At 31.0% G+C, this 16,397-nt stretch carries 15 protein-coding genes and 1 pseudogene; 7 read left to right on the top strand and 9 right to left on the bottom strand.

Translation table 11 applies throughout. From position 1 onward, the window contains the following. On the bottom strand, positions 1-4,066 hold a 4,066-nt coding region (locus ACKI5C_RS03435), incomplete at its 3' end, for an amino acid adenylation domain-containing protein (RefSeq protein ID WP_407431821.1). 240 nt (positions 4,067-4,306) lie between these two features. On the opposite strand from ACKI5C_RS03435, the gene ACKI5C_RS03430 reads away from it, so the two are divergent. Continuing rightward, on the top strand, positions 4,307-4,726 hold the full coding sequence (locus tag ACKI5C_RS03430; RefSeq protein WP_407431820.1) for a hypothetical protein: 420 nt from the start codon (positions 4,307-4,309) through the stop codon (positions 4,724-4,726). Between the two features lie 10 nt (positions 4,727-4,736). Here ACKI5C_RS03430 and ACKI5C_RS03425 read toward each other — a convergent pair whose 3' ends face one another. Further along, a complete protein-coding gene (locus tag ACKI5C_RS03425) occupies positions 4,737-5,357 on the bottom strand; it encodes an RlmE family RNA methyltransferase (protein ID WP_407431819.1) in 621 nt (206 codons plus the stop codon). 1 nt (position 5,358) lies between these two features. Then, positions 5,359-5,889: a YfcE family phosphodiesterase gene (locus tag ACKI5C_RS03420; protein WP_407431818.1), complete on the bottom strand. Its 531-nt coding sequence runs from the start codon at positions 5,887-5,889 to the stop codon at positions 5,359-5,361. Positions 5,890-5,998: 109 nt separating this feature from the next. Between ACKI5C_RS03420 and ACKI5C_RS03415 the strand changes: the two genes are divergently transcribed. Beyond that, positions 5,999-7,090, top strand: a complete 1,092-nt coding sequence (locus ACKI5C_RS03415; RefSeq protein ID WP_407431817.1) for a formate--phosphoribosylaminoimidazolecarboxamide ligase — start codon at positions 5,999-6,001, stop codon at positions 7,088-7,090. Position 7,091: 1 nt separating this feature from the next. On the opposite strand, the gene ACKI5C_RS03410 is transcribed toward ACKI5C_RS03415, so the two are convergent. From ACKI5C_RS03410 to ACKI5C_RS03400, 3 genes are all read right to left on the bottom strand, one after another. After that, positions 7,092-7,505, bottom strand: a complete 414-nt coding sequence (locus ACKI5C_RS03410; protein ID WP_407431816.1) for a hypothetical protein — start codon at positions 7,503-7,505, stop codon at positions 7,092-7,094. A 3-nt stretch (positions 7,506-7,508) separates the two neighbouring features. Beyond that, positions 7,509-7,886 (bottom strand): DUF5518 domain-containing protein, encoded by a 378-nt coding sequence (locus ACKI5C_RS03405; protein WP_407431815.1) that lies wholly within the window; start codon positions 7,884-7,886, stop codon positions 7,509-7,511. 66 nt (positions 7,887-7,952) lie between these two features. Beyond that, entirely contained in the window at positions 7,953-10,550 is a 2,598-nt protein-coding gene (locus tag ACKI5C_RS03400) for an ATP-dependent helicase (protein WP_407431814.1), read from the bottom strand. A gap of 80 nt (positions 10,551-10,630) precedes the next feature. Between ACKI5C_RS03400 and ACKI5C_RS03395 the strand changes: the two genes are divergently transcribed. Continuing rightward, entirely contained in the window at positions 10,631-11,482 is an 852-nt protein-coding gene (locus ACKI5C_RS03395) for a HEAT repeat domain-containing protein (protein ID WP_407431813.1), read from the top strand. On the opposite strand, the gene ACKI5C_RS03390 is transcribed toward ACKI5C_RS03395, so the two are convergent. Further along, positions 11,483-12,310: a carbon-nitrogen hydrolase family protein gene (locus ACKI5C_RS03390; protein WP_407431812.1), complete on the bottom strand. Its 828-nt coding sequence runs from the start codon at positions 12,308-12,310 to the stop codon at positions 11,483-11,485. A gap of 43 nt (positions 12,311-12,353) precedes the next feature. Further along, positions 12,354-13,046 carry a PsbP-related protein gene (locus ACKI5C_RS03385; protein WP_407431811.1) on the bottom strand — a complete coding sequence of 231 codons (693 nt, stop codon included), beginning with the start codon at positions 13,044-13,046 and terminating at the stop codon, positions 12,354-12,356. Positions 13,047-13,131: 85 nt separating this feature from the next. Here ACKI5C_RS03385 and ACKI5C_RS03380 point away from each other — a divergent pair, with 85 nt between their 5' ends. Continuing rightward, the gene (locus ACKI5C_RS03380) at positions 13,132-13,614 is read left to right on the top strand and encodes a hypothetical protein (protein WP_407431810.1); all 483 of its coding nucleotides are present in this window, start codon (positions 13,132-13,134) and stop codon (positions 13,612-13,614) included. Here the strand turns inward: ACKI5C_RS03380 and nucS are convergent. Further along, positions 13,611-14,393 carry an endonuclease NucS gene (nucS, locus tag ACKI5C_RS03375; RefSeq protein WP_407431809.1) on the bottom strand — a complete coding sequence of 261 codons (783 nt, stop codon included), beginning with the start codon at positions 14,391-14,393 and terminating at the stop codon, positions 13,611-13,613. The two genes, ACKI5C_RS03380 and nucS, sit on opposite strands and share 4 nt — an antisense overlap. A gap of 79 nt (positions 14,394-14,472) precedes the next feature. Between nucS and ACKI5C_RS03370 the strand changes: the two genes are divergently transcribed. The 3 genes and pseudogenes from ACKI5C_RS03370 to ACKI5C_RS03360 all read left to right on the top strand — a co-directional run. Next, positions 14,473-15,465, top strand: a complete 993-nt coding sequence (locus tag ACKI5C_RS03370) for an alpha/beta fold hydrolase (RefSeq protein WP_407431808.1) — start codon at positions 14,473-14,475, stop codon at positions 15,463-15,465. Positions 15,466-15,467: 2 nt separating this feature from the next. Next, positions 15,468-15,752 (top strand): DUF5750 family protein, encoded by a 285-nt coding sequence (locus ACKI5C_RS03365; protein WP_407431807.1) that lies wholly within the window; start codon positions 15,468-15,470, stop codon positions 15,750-15,752. A gap of 273 nt (positions 15,753-16,025) precedes the next feature. Further along, positions 16,026-16,259, top strand: a pseudogene (locus ACKI5C_RS03360) (transposase); the annotation flags it as partial. Positions 16,260-16,397 lie beyond the last annotated feature (138 nt).

Below are 16,397 nucleotides of genomic sequence, written 5' to 3'. Positions count from 1 at the left end.
AAGCATCTGTTTCTTTTAACAGTTCCTTAACGTTGAGTGAATTGTCATTATCCTCATCAGAAATGATATAATCAGCCTGACTGTTTTCATAAATGTAGTTGATTCTTTCCTGAGGATATTCCAAATCAATTGGGATATATGTACAACCCGCTTTCAAAATACCCAATATTGATGCTATAAGATCACTGTTTCTGTGAAGCATTACCAAAACATTGCTTTTAGGTTTTACACCTTTTTTAATCAAAGCATTAGCTATTTTATTTGCTTTTTGGTTAAGTTCATCAGCAGTTAATGTAGCATCTTCTGCAACAAGAGCAATCTTGTGAGGATTTTCCTCAACTTGCTGTTCAAAGCGTTTGTGGATAAATGGATTTTCCACAGGAGTGAAAACAGGGATTTCATAATTTTTATTTAATTCAATTTCATTGATTTTTAAGTTTTCGATGTCATCGCTGATAAACTGTTCTATAGTATTTAAAACACCATTTAAGAATACTTTAATGTACATTTCAGTATATAGCTGGTCATTATATAATACTGACAACTCTATAAAGTCTTCACTTTCGTTAACATCAAATGTTATTTTATAATTAGTTTCAAGGGTTTCCAAATGAGTATACTGATAATCTTTACCGTTTATTGTGATTATCTCTTCATCAAGATTATTGTAAGTATACATAAACTCAGGTTTTAACTGGAACTCTTCTGAAATTTTTGTATATGGATAATGAGAATGTTTAATAGTTTCTTTCCAAATTTCAGAAGTTTGATTTAAGAGTTCTTTAACAGAAATATTTCTGTCCTCATTAATAGCCAATATAGGCAGAGTTTTAACTAAAAATGCCTGAGTATTGAAGTAATCTGAACTTGTTCTGCCGTTATAAATAGTGGTAATTAATGATTTATCTGAAAAAGTGTATTTATTTAAGTTCAATAGAACACTTGACATGAATAAGACATTAGGACTTATTCTTTCATCAGCACAGAATTTTTTAACCAGCTGAGGATGGATTTTTTTAGATACTGATTCCAGATTTCCCTCATCAGGATTTCCATTCAGATTAGGAGTAAGGATTGTTGAGTCTACTTCCTGTGTTAATAAATCATGGAAATACTTTTTAGAGGCATTGTATTCTTCACCATTTTCATTTTCTGCTTCAATCAATGCATTAGCATATCCGTCAATAATTTCTGCTTTGATTTCTTTACCTTCATAAGCGGCGGCAAAGCTTCTAAATAGCTTGTCAATAGATTCACCATCAGTTATTATATGATGTATGTCAATAAACAATATAACTTCATCATCAGTCACATATATCTTGGCTCTAAATAACTGGTCTCCCAACAAGTCAAACATTTTGGTATTGAGAACCTGAATCTCTTCATCGCTGATGCTTGGCACTTCAACGATTGGAATTTCTTCTATAGCAATTGAATCATCACGCTTATGCATTAACTGATCACCATGCATAACAATCCTTGTTTTAAGATAAGGATATGCCTCAATTGTTTTAATGACTGCTTCTCTTAATTTTTCAGCATCAATTGACTTGTCAAATCTAAGCAGGTTAGGAATGTTATATTGAGGAACGTCAGGGTTCTGAACACATTCGTAGTATACACCCATCTGATTTGCAGTCAACGGAAGATACATTGAATCTTTAGACTCTTCTATAATTTTATCTAAATCAACAGAGTCTTTAGCATTGTCAATAAGATCTACAATATTTCTAATTGTCGGTTCATCAAGCAATTTGAAAATATTTATATTGAAGCCCATTTCTTCATAAATGTTGGAAGCAAAATGCATTAATGATAATGATGTAAATCCTATAGCATATAAATCGTCGGTCACACCAAATTCCGTGGTTTTTGAAATTTTGGATGCTATATTGAATAATTTGTCTTCGATTTCAGTTTCCGGAGGAATCAGTTCAAGAGTGAGCACAGGTTTAGGGAGTGCTTTTACGTCTGTTTTTCCGTTTGGTGTTTTTGGCATTGCATCCATATGCATGAATACTGTCGGAACCATATATTTGGTTAATCTTTCTTTTAAGTATTCTTTCAAATCATTAATGTCAATTTCATTTTCAGTTGTGAAGTAGGCACACAGATGGTCTGTATTGTTGATTTTTTTAATTACAACAATATTTTCTTTTATATTTGGATAATCGGAGATGTTTGATTCAATTTCTCCAATTTCTATTCTCAATCCTCTTAACTTGATTTGATTGTCAATTCTGCCTTTAATAACGATTTCATCATTTGGAAGTTTTATTGCATAATCTCCACTTCTGTAGTATGGAATGCCATCGATTTCAAGGAATACCTCTTCTGTCTTGTCAGGGAGGTTATAGTATCCTCCAGCTACTCCATAACCACCAATATAAAGCTCACCCATTACACCAGGAGGCAATATTTCACCGTCGATGTCTCTTACATCAGTCATATAGTTGTACAATGCCTTTCCAACAGTAAGATTTTTTGCATCAGTAATTCTGCATGAATTGGATATTACAGTTGTTTCTGTAGGTCCGTAAATGTTATAAACTTCAGCCTCACTATTTTCCAAAACATATGCAATTAAATCCTGAGGCACCATTTCCCCACCAATTGCAACATACTTAAATGAGGAAAATTCCTTATTGAATTGCTCATTATCAAGATATTCCCTTAATCTTGATGGTGTAGTGAATGTAAGTGCATCAGGCTTTTCCTTTTGTATAAGTTTAGTTAAATCCGTAATGTTTTTGGTTTCACTATCATTTGCCAAAACAACTTCCAGACCAAATGTCAGGCTCATGAAATCAAGCAAAAATGCATCGAATGAAACTGTACTTAGTGCAAGGGTTTTATTCATGTTATTATAAATATGGCATAATCTGTTATCCTCATCATGTGTGAATAAGTTTGTAATGTTTTTATGGGAAATCATAACTCCCTTAGGATTTCCGGTTGAACCTGAAGTGTAAATCATGTATGCCAAATCATCAGGGGAAATTTCAACATCGGGATTTTCAATATTTTCTTCCTTGAGCAATTCTTTAACGTTCAATGAATTGTCATTATCTTCGTCAGAAATGATGTAGTCTGCCTGACTGTTTTCATAAATGTAGTCAATTCTCTCTTGGGGATATTCCAAATCTATTGGAATGTATGCGCATCCTGCCTTCAAAATACCTAAAAGGGATGCAATTAAATCACTATTTCTGTGAATCATTACCAAAACATTACTATTTGGTTTTATTCCTTTTTTGATAAGTGCATTGGCAATCCTGTTTGCCTTTTGGTTAAGTTCACTGTATGTTAATTTTTCACCATTTGAAACAAGAGCAAAATTGTCAGGTTTTTTCTCAGCTTGCTTTTCAAAACGTTTGTGTATGAATGGATTTTTAACTTCTTTAAATTCAATAGCTACTTTTTCTTCAACAAGAGAAATGTCGGATAATGTTTTTTTGGAAATATCGGTTGATAAAAATTGATTTATTATTGTGTTAATGCTTTTTAAGAATAAATCGACATAACTGTCAGAATATAACTGGTCATTATAATAAGAGGATAATATGAATTCTGCACTAGTTTTTTGAATACTCAAGTAAAAATTATATTTATATTTAAAAGAATTGAAATCCAAGTCTTTATCAAAAGCATAATAGAATTCTGGCTGGAGATTATATTCATCAATTATTTCCTCAGTTGAAAATTTAGAATATTTTGAATTTTCCAGATAATCATTTTGGATTTGTATTAAATAATCTTTAATGGATATATTCCTATTTTCAAAGTTGGTTGTAAAAATAATATTATTTTCATGAAATAACAAATTTTTATTAGAAAAATTAAATTTATTCAATGCTAATGCAGTACTTGCTAAAAAAAGTATATTTTCTGAAATTGAATTCTGTTTGCAGAATTCTTCAATATTGTCTTTTTTTATTGTTAATTTATTTTTATTTAATTTAGGCTTTTCAACACCATTTAAATTCGGATTGAGTATTGTAGACTCATCAAAATCTTTGATTATTCTTAAAAAGTACTTATTATAATTTATATTTTTATCAATCATATTATCCACTCATTGAAAAATATTTATTATTAAATAATATATTTTTTAACTTAAATATATTTACTGTATTTGTTCAAATTTTATGGTATAATTATGTCGAAATTTAAATTATGATGATAATATTGATATTAAAATTATGGATTTGATTTATTTTTGGTGTTACAAAGAATATTTTCGGTAAATATTATATATTAAAATTAATAAAATATTATGATATATTAAATTGGATAATGAGGTATTATGAGAAAATCTAGATTAAGTTTATTTAAATCTACTTCTATGTTAATTTCAGTTGTTGGAATTATCATGATTGTTGCTACAATTATTGTTGTGGCTTATGTTAGTTTTAGTGTTGTAAATGAATCAATTACTGATAAAATTTCCTCCGGAAATCAATATGATGATTTGGCTGATTTAAAATCACAATATGGCGATTTGGAATCAAAATTTGATTCTGTAAAGTCAACTTATTATTCCGGTAGTCAGGATAAAATTCAAAAATATAATGATGCAAGGTTAGAATTGTCCCGAGCAAAATCGGCTATTGATAATGTTCAATCCGCACTTGATGCTAATAAACCATCTAATGAAGTGGATAGTAGGATTACATTTGCTAAACAGAAATTATCTGATGCTCGCATGGCATTTGATAATCTTTAATCTTTTTTCCTTATTTTTTTACTCGATGTTTAAATCCTAAACCAACAACATACATTTCAGAACTTTTTTTACGTGAAGATGGTGGTTTTGTTGTTTTAACTTGTCTGAATTTCTTTTTTAGCCCATCTAACATTTCTTTATATTCTGGACCTTGAAATACTTTCATAACAAGATTGCCCTTTTGTTCTAGAATGTTATCTGCTATTCCAATAACAGCATTTGTCAAATCTATTGACCTTAATTGGTCTAGGTTTTTGATACCACATAATTCGGGAGAAGCATCACTCATTACTACTTTTGCTTTTCCTCCAATAACTCGCATAATCTTGTCTTGAACTTCCTGTGTTGTAAAATCTCCTTTTATTCTATAATAATTTTCTTCCGGAAGTGCTCTTATGTGATTGAGGTCTACACCGACTACAATCCCTTCTTCGCCTACTTTTTCTAAAGCTACCTGAGACCATCCTCCAGGTGCAGCTCCAAGGTCAACTACGGTATTGGACTGTTTAATAATTTTGTATTTTTTATCTAATTGTTTAAGTTTATAGGATGCTCTTGAACGGTAATCTTCTGCTTTTGCTCTTTTATAATATGGATCGTTTTTTCTTTCCATTTGCCATTTACTTCCCATCTTAATCCTCCGGATATTGTGTAAAATCAAGTGCGCTACATACTGGAGCACCAATTTTAATTATTTCCACATCAACATTTTTATCATTTACTTCAAGTAACATTACTGTTCTGTCTGCAAGTCTGGGTACAATAGGACTTCCAGGATTCAAAAGTAAAACATCTTCGACCTGTTCTATTTTCGGTTGGTGGGAGTGTCCTGTAACTAAAATATCCACTTCTAATTGTTTTGCCAGGTATAATAACTGTTGGGTATCTGCTCTTGGATAAACTTCACCATGGGCCACTCCAATTTTAACTCCTTCAACATCGATTGTTCTGGCTTTCGGCAACTCAAGTCCTGCAACTCGGTCCATATTTCCCTGAATAGCCATAACTGGAGCTATTTCTTCCAATTCATCAATAACTGCTTGTATTGTTAAATCACCAGCATGAATAATTAAGTCAACATCTTTAAATGCATCTAAAACATTTTGGGGAATTATTCTGGCCCTATCTGGAATATGTGTATCTGAAATTAATCCTATTAGCATAATTTTTCCTCAAATATATTTTGTTTATTATTACTTTTAAACATTAAATAAAAACAGTTATTAATTTATAATTACATAAATATTATCATCATCTTCGAGGATTGATTTTATGGGTAAAGTAAAAAAAGAAGACATATTGGAGATTTTAAGTAAATATGATAAAGACGAAATAACTATCGCTACCCTTGGAAGCCACACTTCTTTGCATATCTTGCAAGGTGCAAAAGAAGAAGGCTTTAGAACAGCTATTGTCTGCGAAAAAGGAAGAGAAGTTCCTTATCAAAGGTTTAATGTTGCTGATGAATATATCATTGTCGATGAATTTAAAGACATTGTCAATGAAGAAGTTCAACAGCAATTAAGAGACATGAATGCTATTGTTGTCCCGCATGGTTCATTTGTAGCTTATGCAGGTTTAGACAATGTTGAAGACAAATTCAATGTTCCTATGTTCGGTAACAGGGATGTTTTAAGATGGGAAGCTGAAAGAGATAAAGAAAGAGCATTGCTTGTTGAAGGTGATGTCCGTATTCCTTATAAATATAACAGTCCATCTGAAATCGACAGGCCAGTAATGGTAAAATTCCCTGGAGCAAGAGGAGGAAGAGGATACTTTGTCGCATCTTCTACAGAAGAATTTGATGCAAAAATCGAAGCTATGAAAGCACGTGGCTGGTTAGATGATTCTGATGTTGAAGCAGCACACATTGAAGAATATGTTTCCGGTTGTAATTACTGTATACACTATTTCTATTCAGCACTTGATGATAAAGTTGAATTGATGGGTATGGATACAAGATACGAATCCAGTATTGATGGATTTGTAAGGATGCCAGCAAAAGATCAATTAGACATTGACTTAAGTCCTTCTTATGTCGTAACCGGTAACCATCCTGCAGTAATTCGTGAATCATTACTTCCACAAGTCTTTGACATTGCTGATAAATTAACTGAAAGTGCTAAAAAATTAGTTGCTCCTGGATTAAACGGACCATTCTGTATGCAAACTTTAGTAAACGATAACTTAGAAGTTATTTGTTTCGAAATAAGTGCAAGAACTGATGGTGGTACAAACACATTTATGGACGGATCTCCTTACTCATACTTGACTTATGGTAAACCGATGAGTATGGGTAGAAGAATTGCTTTAGAAATTAAAAACGGTATAGAAAGAGATGAATTAGAAAAAATAATAACATAATTTAGTTATTATTTTTCTTTTTATTTTTATTTTTTCCAATTTTTTGCTTTTTTTCGTATTCTATTTTTGCTTTTTCACGACTGTTTTTAGCCCATGCACCAACAACACCAATTAAAGCACCTATAAGTAGGATACTTATTACTAATGTTAATGTACCTGTTTCGGTTGTGAAAAAACCATTAAATTCTCCAAATGTACCGATAAATGCTAAATATACAATAGGTGTTGCTGCAAATGCACCAAGTGCAGCACCATATTTTATGTTTTTTGCATTATATCCTACATATAGTAATCCTATAGATGAAAATAGCATTAACCAGTCATATTTTGTAGATGATGCAATAATGATTAATCCTGCAGTTATTGCAGCACCAATTATTAATGACTTCCAATCAATATCATTATTTATGTCCATATTTTAACTCCCATATTTTTTTGATGAAATAGCTCCCCCTACAGCTCCAGTAATTCCCATAACTATTGCATAGTAAATTAACTCCATCAATACTTCAAATAAACCAGTTATTCCAGAAATTGTAAATCCTGTAAGTCCTCCTAAAACTCCGGTTAAACTGCTTCCTACTGTAACAAGTATTACAAAAAGTATGGCAGATACAATCGTACCAAATGCCCCTGCAACTGCTGCATTCCAAAGCCCACCAAGAGCTCCTGAATGAGCAATATAACCTACTATGAATCCAACGATTAATAATCCTATAAATTCATAGTGTCCAAAGAATGCTTTTACGAAAACGGCCAATATAAAACCGATTATTACTGCACGCCAGTTAGTCATTATTTCACCTTAACTAAATTTAATGAATATTAATTTATGTGTTGGTATTAAAAAGATTTGCGATATTTAATACAAATCTGATAGCTTATCCTTAATTTGTTCAAGCACTGCTAAATGCATTCTTTTTGTAAATTCTGCTCTGTCATTATGATTTAAAACATCAAGATAACCTTGTGAAACCAAATTAAATGCAAATGGTGTTGGTATTACAGTATTGATTGTTTTTATTTCCATTTCTTCTGATGCAATCCATTCAATTACTTTTTGCGCATTATCAACATCCATATAATCTTCAAGAGCTTCTCTTTTTGCTTCTTTAAGTATGGAAAAATTTTCATCCATTTCCTGGACAAATTTAAGAAGTATTTTTCCGCGTACTTGCTGGCGTCCAACAGATTTGGATTCTCCTTTATATCTTCTTAAAGTCATTAATGAACGGCCGGCACAATGTCTAAATCTGCTGGCTAATGTTTCCGTTTTATCAAGGGATTGTGTAAGTATTGGTCGGAAATTTTCTGGTGTCAATTCTCTAAATGATTCAAGTCCACCTATTTTGCTGTCTGAACTTAAGTAAAATCCATTGTCTGATATGGATATTGTAACATTTATGTTGTATCTTCTTGCTACCAAGTAAGCTACTGCACGGGAGAGTGCATCATTTACCTTTCTTCCAAACAAGCTATGGAATATTACAAAGCGTCTGTCACCAAAACCGCGGTAATATTCGATCAGCAGTTTCCTGTTGCTTGGTATTTGGGCAAACTTGAACTGTTCAACAAAATATTCATAAATTGAATTGGCAGCAAAGTCATCAACATAAAGATAATCATAAATAAATTCCATTATGTGCTCTTTACTCCTTCTATATTGAAACATAGAATCCATATGTGCTCTAAAACGTTGTATATCCATTGCCAAATCAAATGATAATGGCAACTGCTGTGAAAACCATGAAGGGATTGTTGGGGGTCCGCTTGATGGTGAAACATTGATTGTCATCCCTTTACCATAATTAAATCTGTAGGTATTTCCGCCTAAAACAAAAGTGTCTCCCTTTTTAAGTCTTTCCATAAATTCTGCTTCAATTCTACCGACTGTCTCACCATCACACTTAACTAAAACTCCTGAACTGTCGGGAATAGTACCAATATTGGTTGAATAAAGCATTCTTGCTAATTTGCCTCTTTTACCAAAAGTATTTTCCTTATAATCAATCCATATTTTGGCATAAACATATCTATCTTCAAGTTGAGGATATTCTCCACCCATATAACTTAAAACATCCTCATAATCATCTCTTGTGAGATCTTTATAGCAGTAACTTTTTCGTATCACGTCATAGGCATAATCGATATCCCAAATATTTTCAATACTCATTCCATAAAGATGCTGTGCTAATACATCCAAACAGTTTTTTGGAATTTGAATATTGTCGATTTTGCCTTCCTTGGCATTTTTTAAAAGAATAGAACATTCCACCAAATCATCTCTGTCAGTTACAATGATTTTTCCTCGGGATTTTTCGTGTAATCTATGACCGCTACGCCCAATCCTTTGAAGAGCTCTGGAAACAGATTTTGGTGAATTAATAAGAACCACTAAATCTATATAACCGATATCAATACCTAACTCTAATGATGTTGAGGATACAACAGCTTTAAGTTTTCCTTCTTTTAAACTATTTTCTGTTTCTAGTCTAACCTCTTTTGAAAGGGATGAATGATGTGCCATAATATTTTTGCTGTTATAATTCATTGGGAACATTTTTTTGAGGTTATAAACAAACCTTTCAGTTCCGCTACGGGTATTGGTAAAGATTAATGTTGTTTTATTTTCCTGAATTAAATCATCAAGCATACTATACAGTCCTAAGCGAGTATCTTCTTCATCAGCAATTGTAATGTCACTTACAGGACACATAACTTCCATATCCAGGTCTTTTAAATAATTTATATCAACGACTTCACAGTCTCTTTCAACACCATATTCATAACCTACTAAAAAACGAGCAACTTCATCGAGTGGACTAACAGTAGCTGAAAGACCTATTCTTGTAAAATTGCCTACTAGATGCTGCAGTCTTTCAAGGGATAAACTTAAGTGAACACCTCTTTTATTTTCGGCCAATGAATGAATTTCATCAATAATAACATATTTGACATGACTCAATTTTTCCCTGAATTTGGGAGCAACAAGAAGAATGGATAATGTTTCTGGTGTTGTAATTAGTATATGTGGTGGGACTTTAAGCATTTTTTGCCTTTGATACTGGGTTGTATCTCCTGTTCTTACAGCTTTTCTAATGCCTAAAGGCTTTCCTGCAATTTCTTCTATTTCTCTTAATGGTTCATCTAAATTTTTTTCAATATCATTGTCAAGAGCTTTTAGTGGAGAAATGTAAATGCAGTAAACCTTATCTTCAAGTTTTCCCTTTTCAGACAGTGTTGTTAACTCACTTATTATTGATAAAAAAGAGGTTAATGTTTTACCTGAACCTGTTGGTGATGAAACCAGTATATTTTTATTTTTATGTATTTCTATTATAGATCTTTTCTGAGCAGGTGTAAAGTCATCAAATTTATTATCGAACCACTCTCTAACCCATGGATGTAGTATTTTGTAAATTGCTTTTTTTGAATAATTTTTAGTCTGCTCATGAATCATGTTATCAATTTGGTTTTATCTTAAAGATTATATATTTTTGAAATCTAATAATTAATATATTGATATTAGAGGTTATAAAAATGCCTAATTTAAGTATGAATGAAGCGATTGAAAATCTTAAAAATGAAGATGTAACTGTTAGAAAAGAAGCTATTGAATCATTGATTGGAGTAACTGATGAAGCAGCTATTGACCCATTGATTGAAGCTACAACAGATGATAATGCACAGGTTAGATTTAAAGCTGCAGAAATTTTAGGAAATATGGGAAATGTTGCATTTGACAGATTAGTTTCTAAATTCACATCAGAAACCGGAAAAAATAAAAGATTTTTAGCATTCGCTTTAAAAGAAACTCACAATGAAAAAGCTATTCCTTTATTTGCTGAAGCAGTAAGTGATGAGGATTTTGGTGTTAGAAAAGTCTCAATTCGTGCTTTAGGTGAACTTCAAGCTAATGATGAATTGGATACTATTGCTAAAGGTTTGGAAGATGAAGATTGGGGTGTGAGATTAGCAACCATACATGCATGTGCTGATTTAGCATCTGATGAATCTATTGCATTAATTAAAAAAGCAAGAAGGGAAGAATCTGATAAGGACTTTAAAAAATCCTGTAATAAAGCAATTAAAAAAGCTGAAAAAAATCAAAAAGCAAAATCTGAAGGTAAAGTCGTAACAAATACAATTCCTATGAAAACCATAAAAGAAATGGAAACAACCAATCCTCAAAAAGCCATTAAAGAATATGAAAAATATGTTCAGGCTGAAAGTGACAAAGATGCACCATATAAAAGATTAGCTATTTTATATAGAAAATTACGTCAGGACGATAAAGAAATTGAAGTTCTTGAAAAAGCAATTAAAGTATTGTCCGAGAAAAAACCAGGAAAAGAAGAATGGTTTGTTAAAAGATTAAATAAAATGAAATAATTATTTTTCAATTATTTCATATAAATCATTTCTTCTATTTTTTAAAACAGGAATTTCATTCCTTACTTTTTTTATTTCATCTAAATTAATTTCAACGATTTTTAACTCTTCTTTTTGGCCTAATTGACAGATTACTTCACCCCAGGGATTAACAACAATTGAATGTCCGTAGCTGTGATAACTGGCATCTTCATTCAATGCCGGTGCTACACCAACACAGAATACCTGATTGTCAAGAGCTCGTGATCTGAACAATAACTCCCAATGGGCAGGTCCTGTTGTCATGTTAAATGCTCCCGGATAGAATAATATGTTGGCTCCTTTTCCAACATTAATCTGAGCTAATTGGGGAAATCTAACGTCATAACATATTCCGATACCGATTTTTCCAAAATCAGTTTCACAGACAGTAAATCTATTACCTGGGGTTAATGTATCGGATTCTTTAAAATATATTCCTCCTTCAACGTCAACATCAAATAAATGCATTTTTCGATGTTTTGCAATAATATTTCCTTTTTTATCAAACAAATAACTTGTATTGTATATGTTAGAATCCTCTTTTTCAGGAATTGATCCGGCTAAAATGTAGATTTGATGTTTTTTTGCCAGTTTAGAAATAGAATCTAATGTCAAACTTGTATTTTCGTTTTCTGCATATTCAACAAATTTATCATTAGAATATGGGCAGTTAAACATTTCAGGAAGAACAACAAAATCAGGGTTATGGCTAGCAGCTTCACTTATCATTGAAATTGCTTTTGATATATTTTTCTGCTTATTGTCAATGACATTCATTTGACATAAAGCTATTTTTATTTTGCTCATGTAAATACTTAAAAATTAAATTGAAAAGTATGAATGAATCATACTATCCAATATGTACTGAGTTTAATACAGATTCAATTTCACTAGATGTGGTAGCATTTATTGAGTTTCCGGTTATTTTAAATACGTATAAGTTACCATTAGATAATAATGATACGTATCTTGTAAAATTACCTCCATTGTCTGCTATAATCACATTTGATACATTTTTTCCATCTAGCTGAATTGGTTGTATTGTATTAATAAATCCATTGCTTGCTTGAGCAGCACTTATTCTTTCATTATTTATTTGATATATTGATGAAAATTCACTAGTAACGTTATAATACTCTATTACAGTACCATTACTGCCTTCAAAAAATACCGCTCCACGATGCAATTCATCAGTTCCATTTACTTCTTTCCAATTGGATGGATATGTAAATGAAATTTTAGCGTCTGAATATTTATTTGAACCATCTATTTTGGTTGTTGTATTAGCAGTAGGTCCTGTAGCTATAATTATGCCTATTACAATTAAGGTTATAAGTAAAATTGCTCCAATGACAATTTTATTATCTTTAATAATCTGAAGTGTACTTTCTTCATTTCCACTTTTATCGATTATTGGTCTGTCTTCAAATATATCTTCTTGTGTAGCAGGTTTTACTTTTGGTTTAGGGAATTTATATCCACAATTTCCACAAACCGGAGCACCATCATAACTAGGATTTCCACATTCAGGACATTTTTTCACAGATTAACCTCCATTAAAATTTAGTTATATTACTTATAATATTTAAAGTAAATGATTAATAATATATAATTAAAGATGTGATATGATGTCAGATGAAAATAAAATTGATGTTAATGATATTAATTATGCGGTTTATAAGTTAGGAAATTGGAAAAATGATTATGAAATCAATCAAATTGGATTATCAAAAGAGATTCCCGTTACTAAACCAACTATAACACATATTAAATTTTCTATGGATGAAATTAGAAAATCTCAATTTGATATTTCAAATAAAACGGTTAATGGTTTTGTAGCTATTGCATTACAATTAAATCCTAAAGTCCAGAAAATGGATTTGGATGATGTTGTTGCTTTAGAACAGGAAGAATATGATAAAATAATAGAAGAATTGGATACTTTGGAATTGTTGGATGATAATTCAACAATAGATTTGGATGATGATACTTATCTTATTTATAAATTGGAAAAAGAATGTCATGTGACTACTTCAATTCCGGCCAATGAACATACTAAAAAATATTATGAAGCTGAAATGAAAAGAATTGATGATGCAGTCTTAAATTAGAATGCATCCAATGTAACTTTTTTATCTCTTTTCAATTCACGAGGAGGTTCTACGCTAACAAACTCTATACCTTCCTCTTCAATCATTTCACGAGCATCTTCCATAAGTGATGGTGCAACTAATACTGCTCTGATTTTCTTTTTTTGAGCCTTACATTCTTTTAAATAATCGTTATCTGTATTTTCTAGATCCTGTAAGTATCTTCTTATTTGTTTTACTGCACTAACACCTGCTTTACGTGCTTTTAATTCCAAAATCATTAGATTTCCATCACTATCTTTGCCTAATATGTCAATAAACCCATGTTCAACACTATACTCTCTGGTCTTTGGTGTAAATCCTTCTTCGATAATATGGGGCCTTTCCATAATCATATCGCTCATATCTTTTTCGTATCCTGCTTGTTCGAGTTCTTCAAAGTCTTCAACATTTGCATAGTTGATGAATTGAACCTGTCTTACTTCTACAGTTAACAGTTCTTTTGGTGTTCTTCTGTGACTTTCAAGAATTAATCTATCGCCCCTCATATAGCTTCTGGTTTTAGATTTTGGGGGTTGCCAATTTACAGGTTCTACTTTTTTATCTTGGTGTATTAAAAATGAACCGTCAGGTTTAATTAATATTATACGTTCTCCCCAATTTAATTGGCTTAAGGCACGACCTTCATATTCAACTTTACAACATGCAAAAACAATTATAGTTGCCCTTTTGCGCATGGCTTCTTCAACTAATTCATATGCTTTTTCACAATCGGGTTTTTCAAGAATTTTATATTTCATTGATTTTTACATTGGTTAGATTAATTTAAATATTTTGTTTTTAAAAATTATTTTTAGATAAGTTAATGGTGGAATCAAAATGTGTGAAGATGAATACTTTGAAGAGAAAAGAGAAACTTACACAATGGATTCATTTAAATTTTCAAATGGAAAAATTCTAAATGATGTGGCTGTTGAATATATGACATTTGGAACTCCTAAATATGATGGTGATGTTATTACCAATGCGATAATTTACTGTCATGGTTCTTTAGGCAATTTTTCTGGTGTTAAAAAGATATTTCCATTATTGTATGAAAATGCACCATTTGATGAAAATAAATATTTCTTTATTTCAATGTCTGCTCTTGGATCACCTGGATCTTGTGCACCATCTTCAACTAATTTAAAGAATAAATTTCCACCATATTCCATTGAAGATGTAGTAAATTTTCAAAAACAGTTTTTAGCAGAAAAATTTAATATTAATCATGTTTTAGGCATTATTGGAAATTCAATGGGTGGTTTTGTAGCTTTAACATCTGCTATATTATATCCTGATTTTGCAGACTTCATTATGCCTGGAGTAAGTAGTTATAAAGTTGCAGGTCATGATTATATTTTATCAAAGTTTGTAAATGAAATTATAACTTCGGATGAAAACTATGGAAATGATATTGATAATAATTCATTAAAACGAACATTAAAATTGGCTAGTTTGGCTGAATTTAATTTTGGTCTTTCAAAAGAATCGTTAAGAGAAATGTCAAAAGAAGAATTATCCCTTAATTTTGAAGAATTTGGTGAAGAAAGCCTCGAGTATTTAGACGTCTATGATGTCAAGTATTGCAATGAAGCCTGTATGAATTATGATATTGAAAAGGACTTGGATAAGATAACTTCTAAAGTCTTTATTATTGCATGTTATCAAGATCCTCATTTTCCTCCTGAACTTGATGCTATTCCAATGTCTAAAATGATTAAAAACTCTGAATTGGTTATTATGGATTCACAATTGGGTCACTTATGTTTCAACGAACTTGAAAATATCACGGATGATCTGGCTTCTTTCATGAAAGAATTTGAGGTATGATAATGATAGTAAAAATAACAAATTTTGATGAAGATGCAGAAATTCCCTATATTGACTATGAGGTCTCTCAGTTACTTGAAAGTCAAATGAATTTTTTAGATAAAAATTTGGATGAGGAAACTTCCATTGATAATGATATTTTAAAAATAAGGCAATATTTTGAAGATATATTTCCATTTCAAAGTGATATGGCTAAAATTAGATTAGATGATTTCATATCACGTGAAGAAATTGAAATGAATGTTTTTCTTTCTAGCTTTTTAGAGGATATGGAACATTCCACATGATTTTTTTTAATTTTTTCTTAATATTTTATCTTAAATGTGAAAGAATACTCCCACCTCTTTAGGTCGGAGATGAATTTCACAAAAAAGGACCATTAAAATTTTGTAAATATTTTTTTTCAAAAATATTACTAGTCAAATGCTCTCGCGATTATTTATTATATTAAATAGTATTATACTATGTATTATAAAAAGTTAGTAATTTAATGGGAGAGTCTTTTTCATAGTTTATATGTCTTGTAAGCATCGTGTTTATCCTAATCAAAAACAAGAAAAGAAGTAGGAATCGATTTACGTGTTAAAACATTAGCCACACTTTCAGACCGTAATGCAAAAGCCACGCTAAAACTAAATGAAATCGAAGCTAAAATCAAAAAAACACAAAAAAACCTAAAAAGAAAAAAACACGGAGGAAAAAACTACAAAAAAACACTAAAAACACTACACAACCACACAAACAAACAAAACAACATAAAACGCGAATATTACCACAAAATAAGCAAAGAATAGTCAAAGAATACGACGTAATCAAAATGGAAAACTTAAACCTGAAAAAAATGATACTTGGCCATGATTACAGCAAAGGACTACAAAAAGCAAACCTAGGAATGATAAAAAACATGATAAAATACAAATGCGAATTATACG

The organism is Methanobrevibacter sp., from assembly GCF_045646045.1.
GTDB lineage: Archaea > Methanobacteriota > Methanobacteria > Methanobacteriales > Methanobacteriaceae > Methanocatella.
This window is presented reverse-complemented; position numbering and strand designations above follow the sequence as displayed.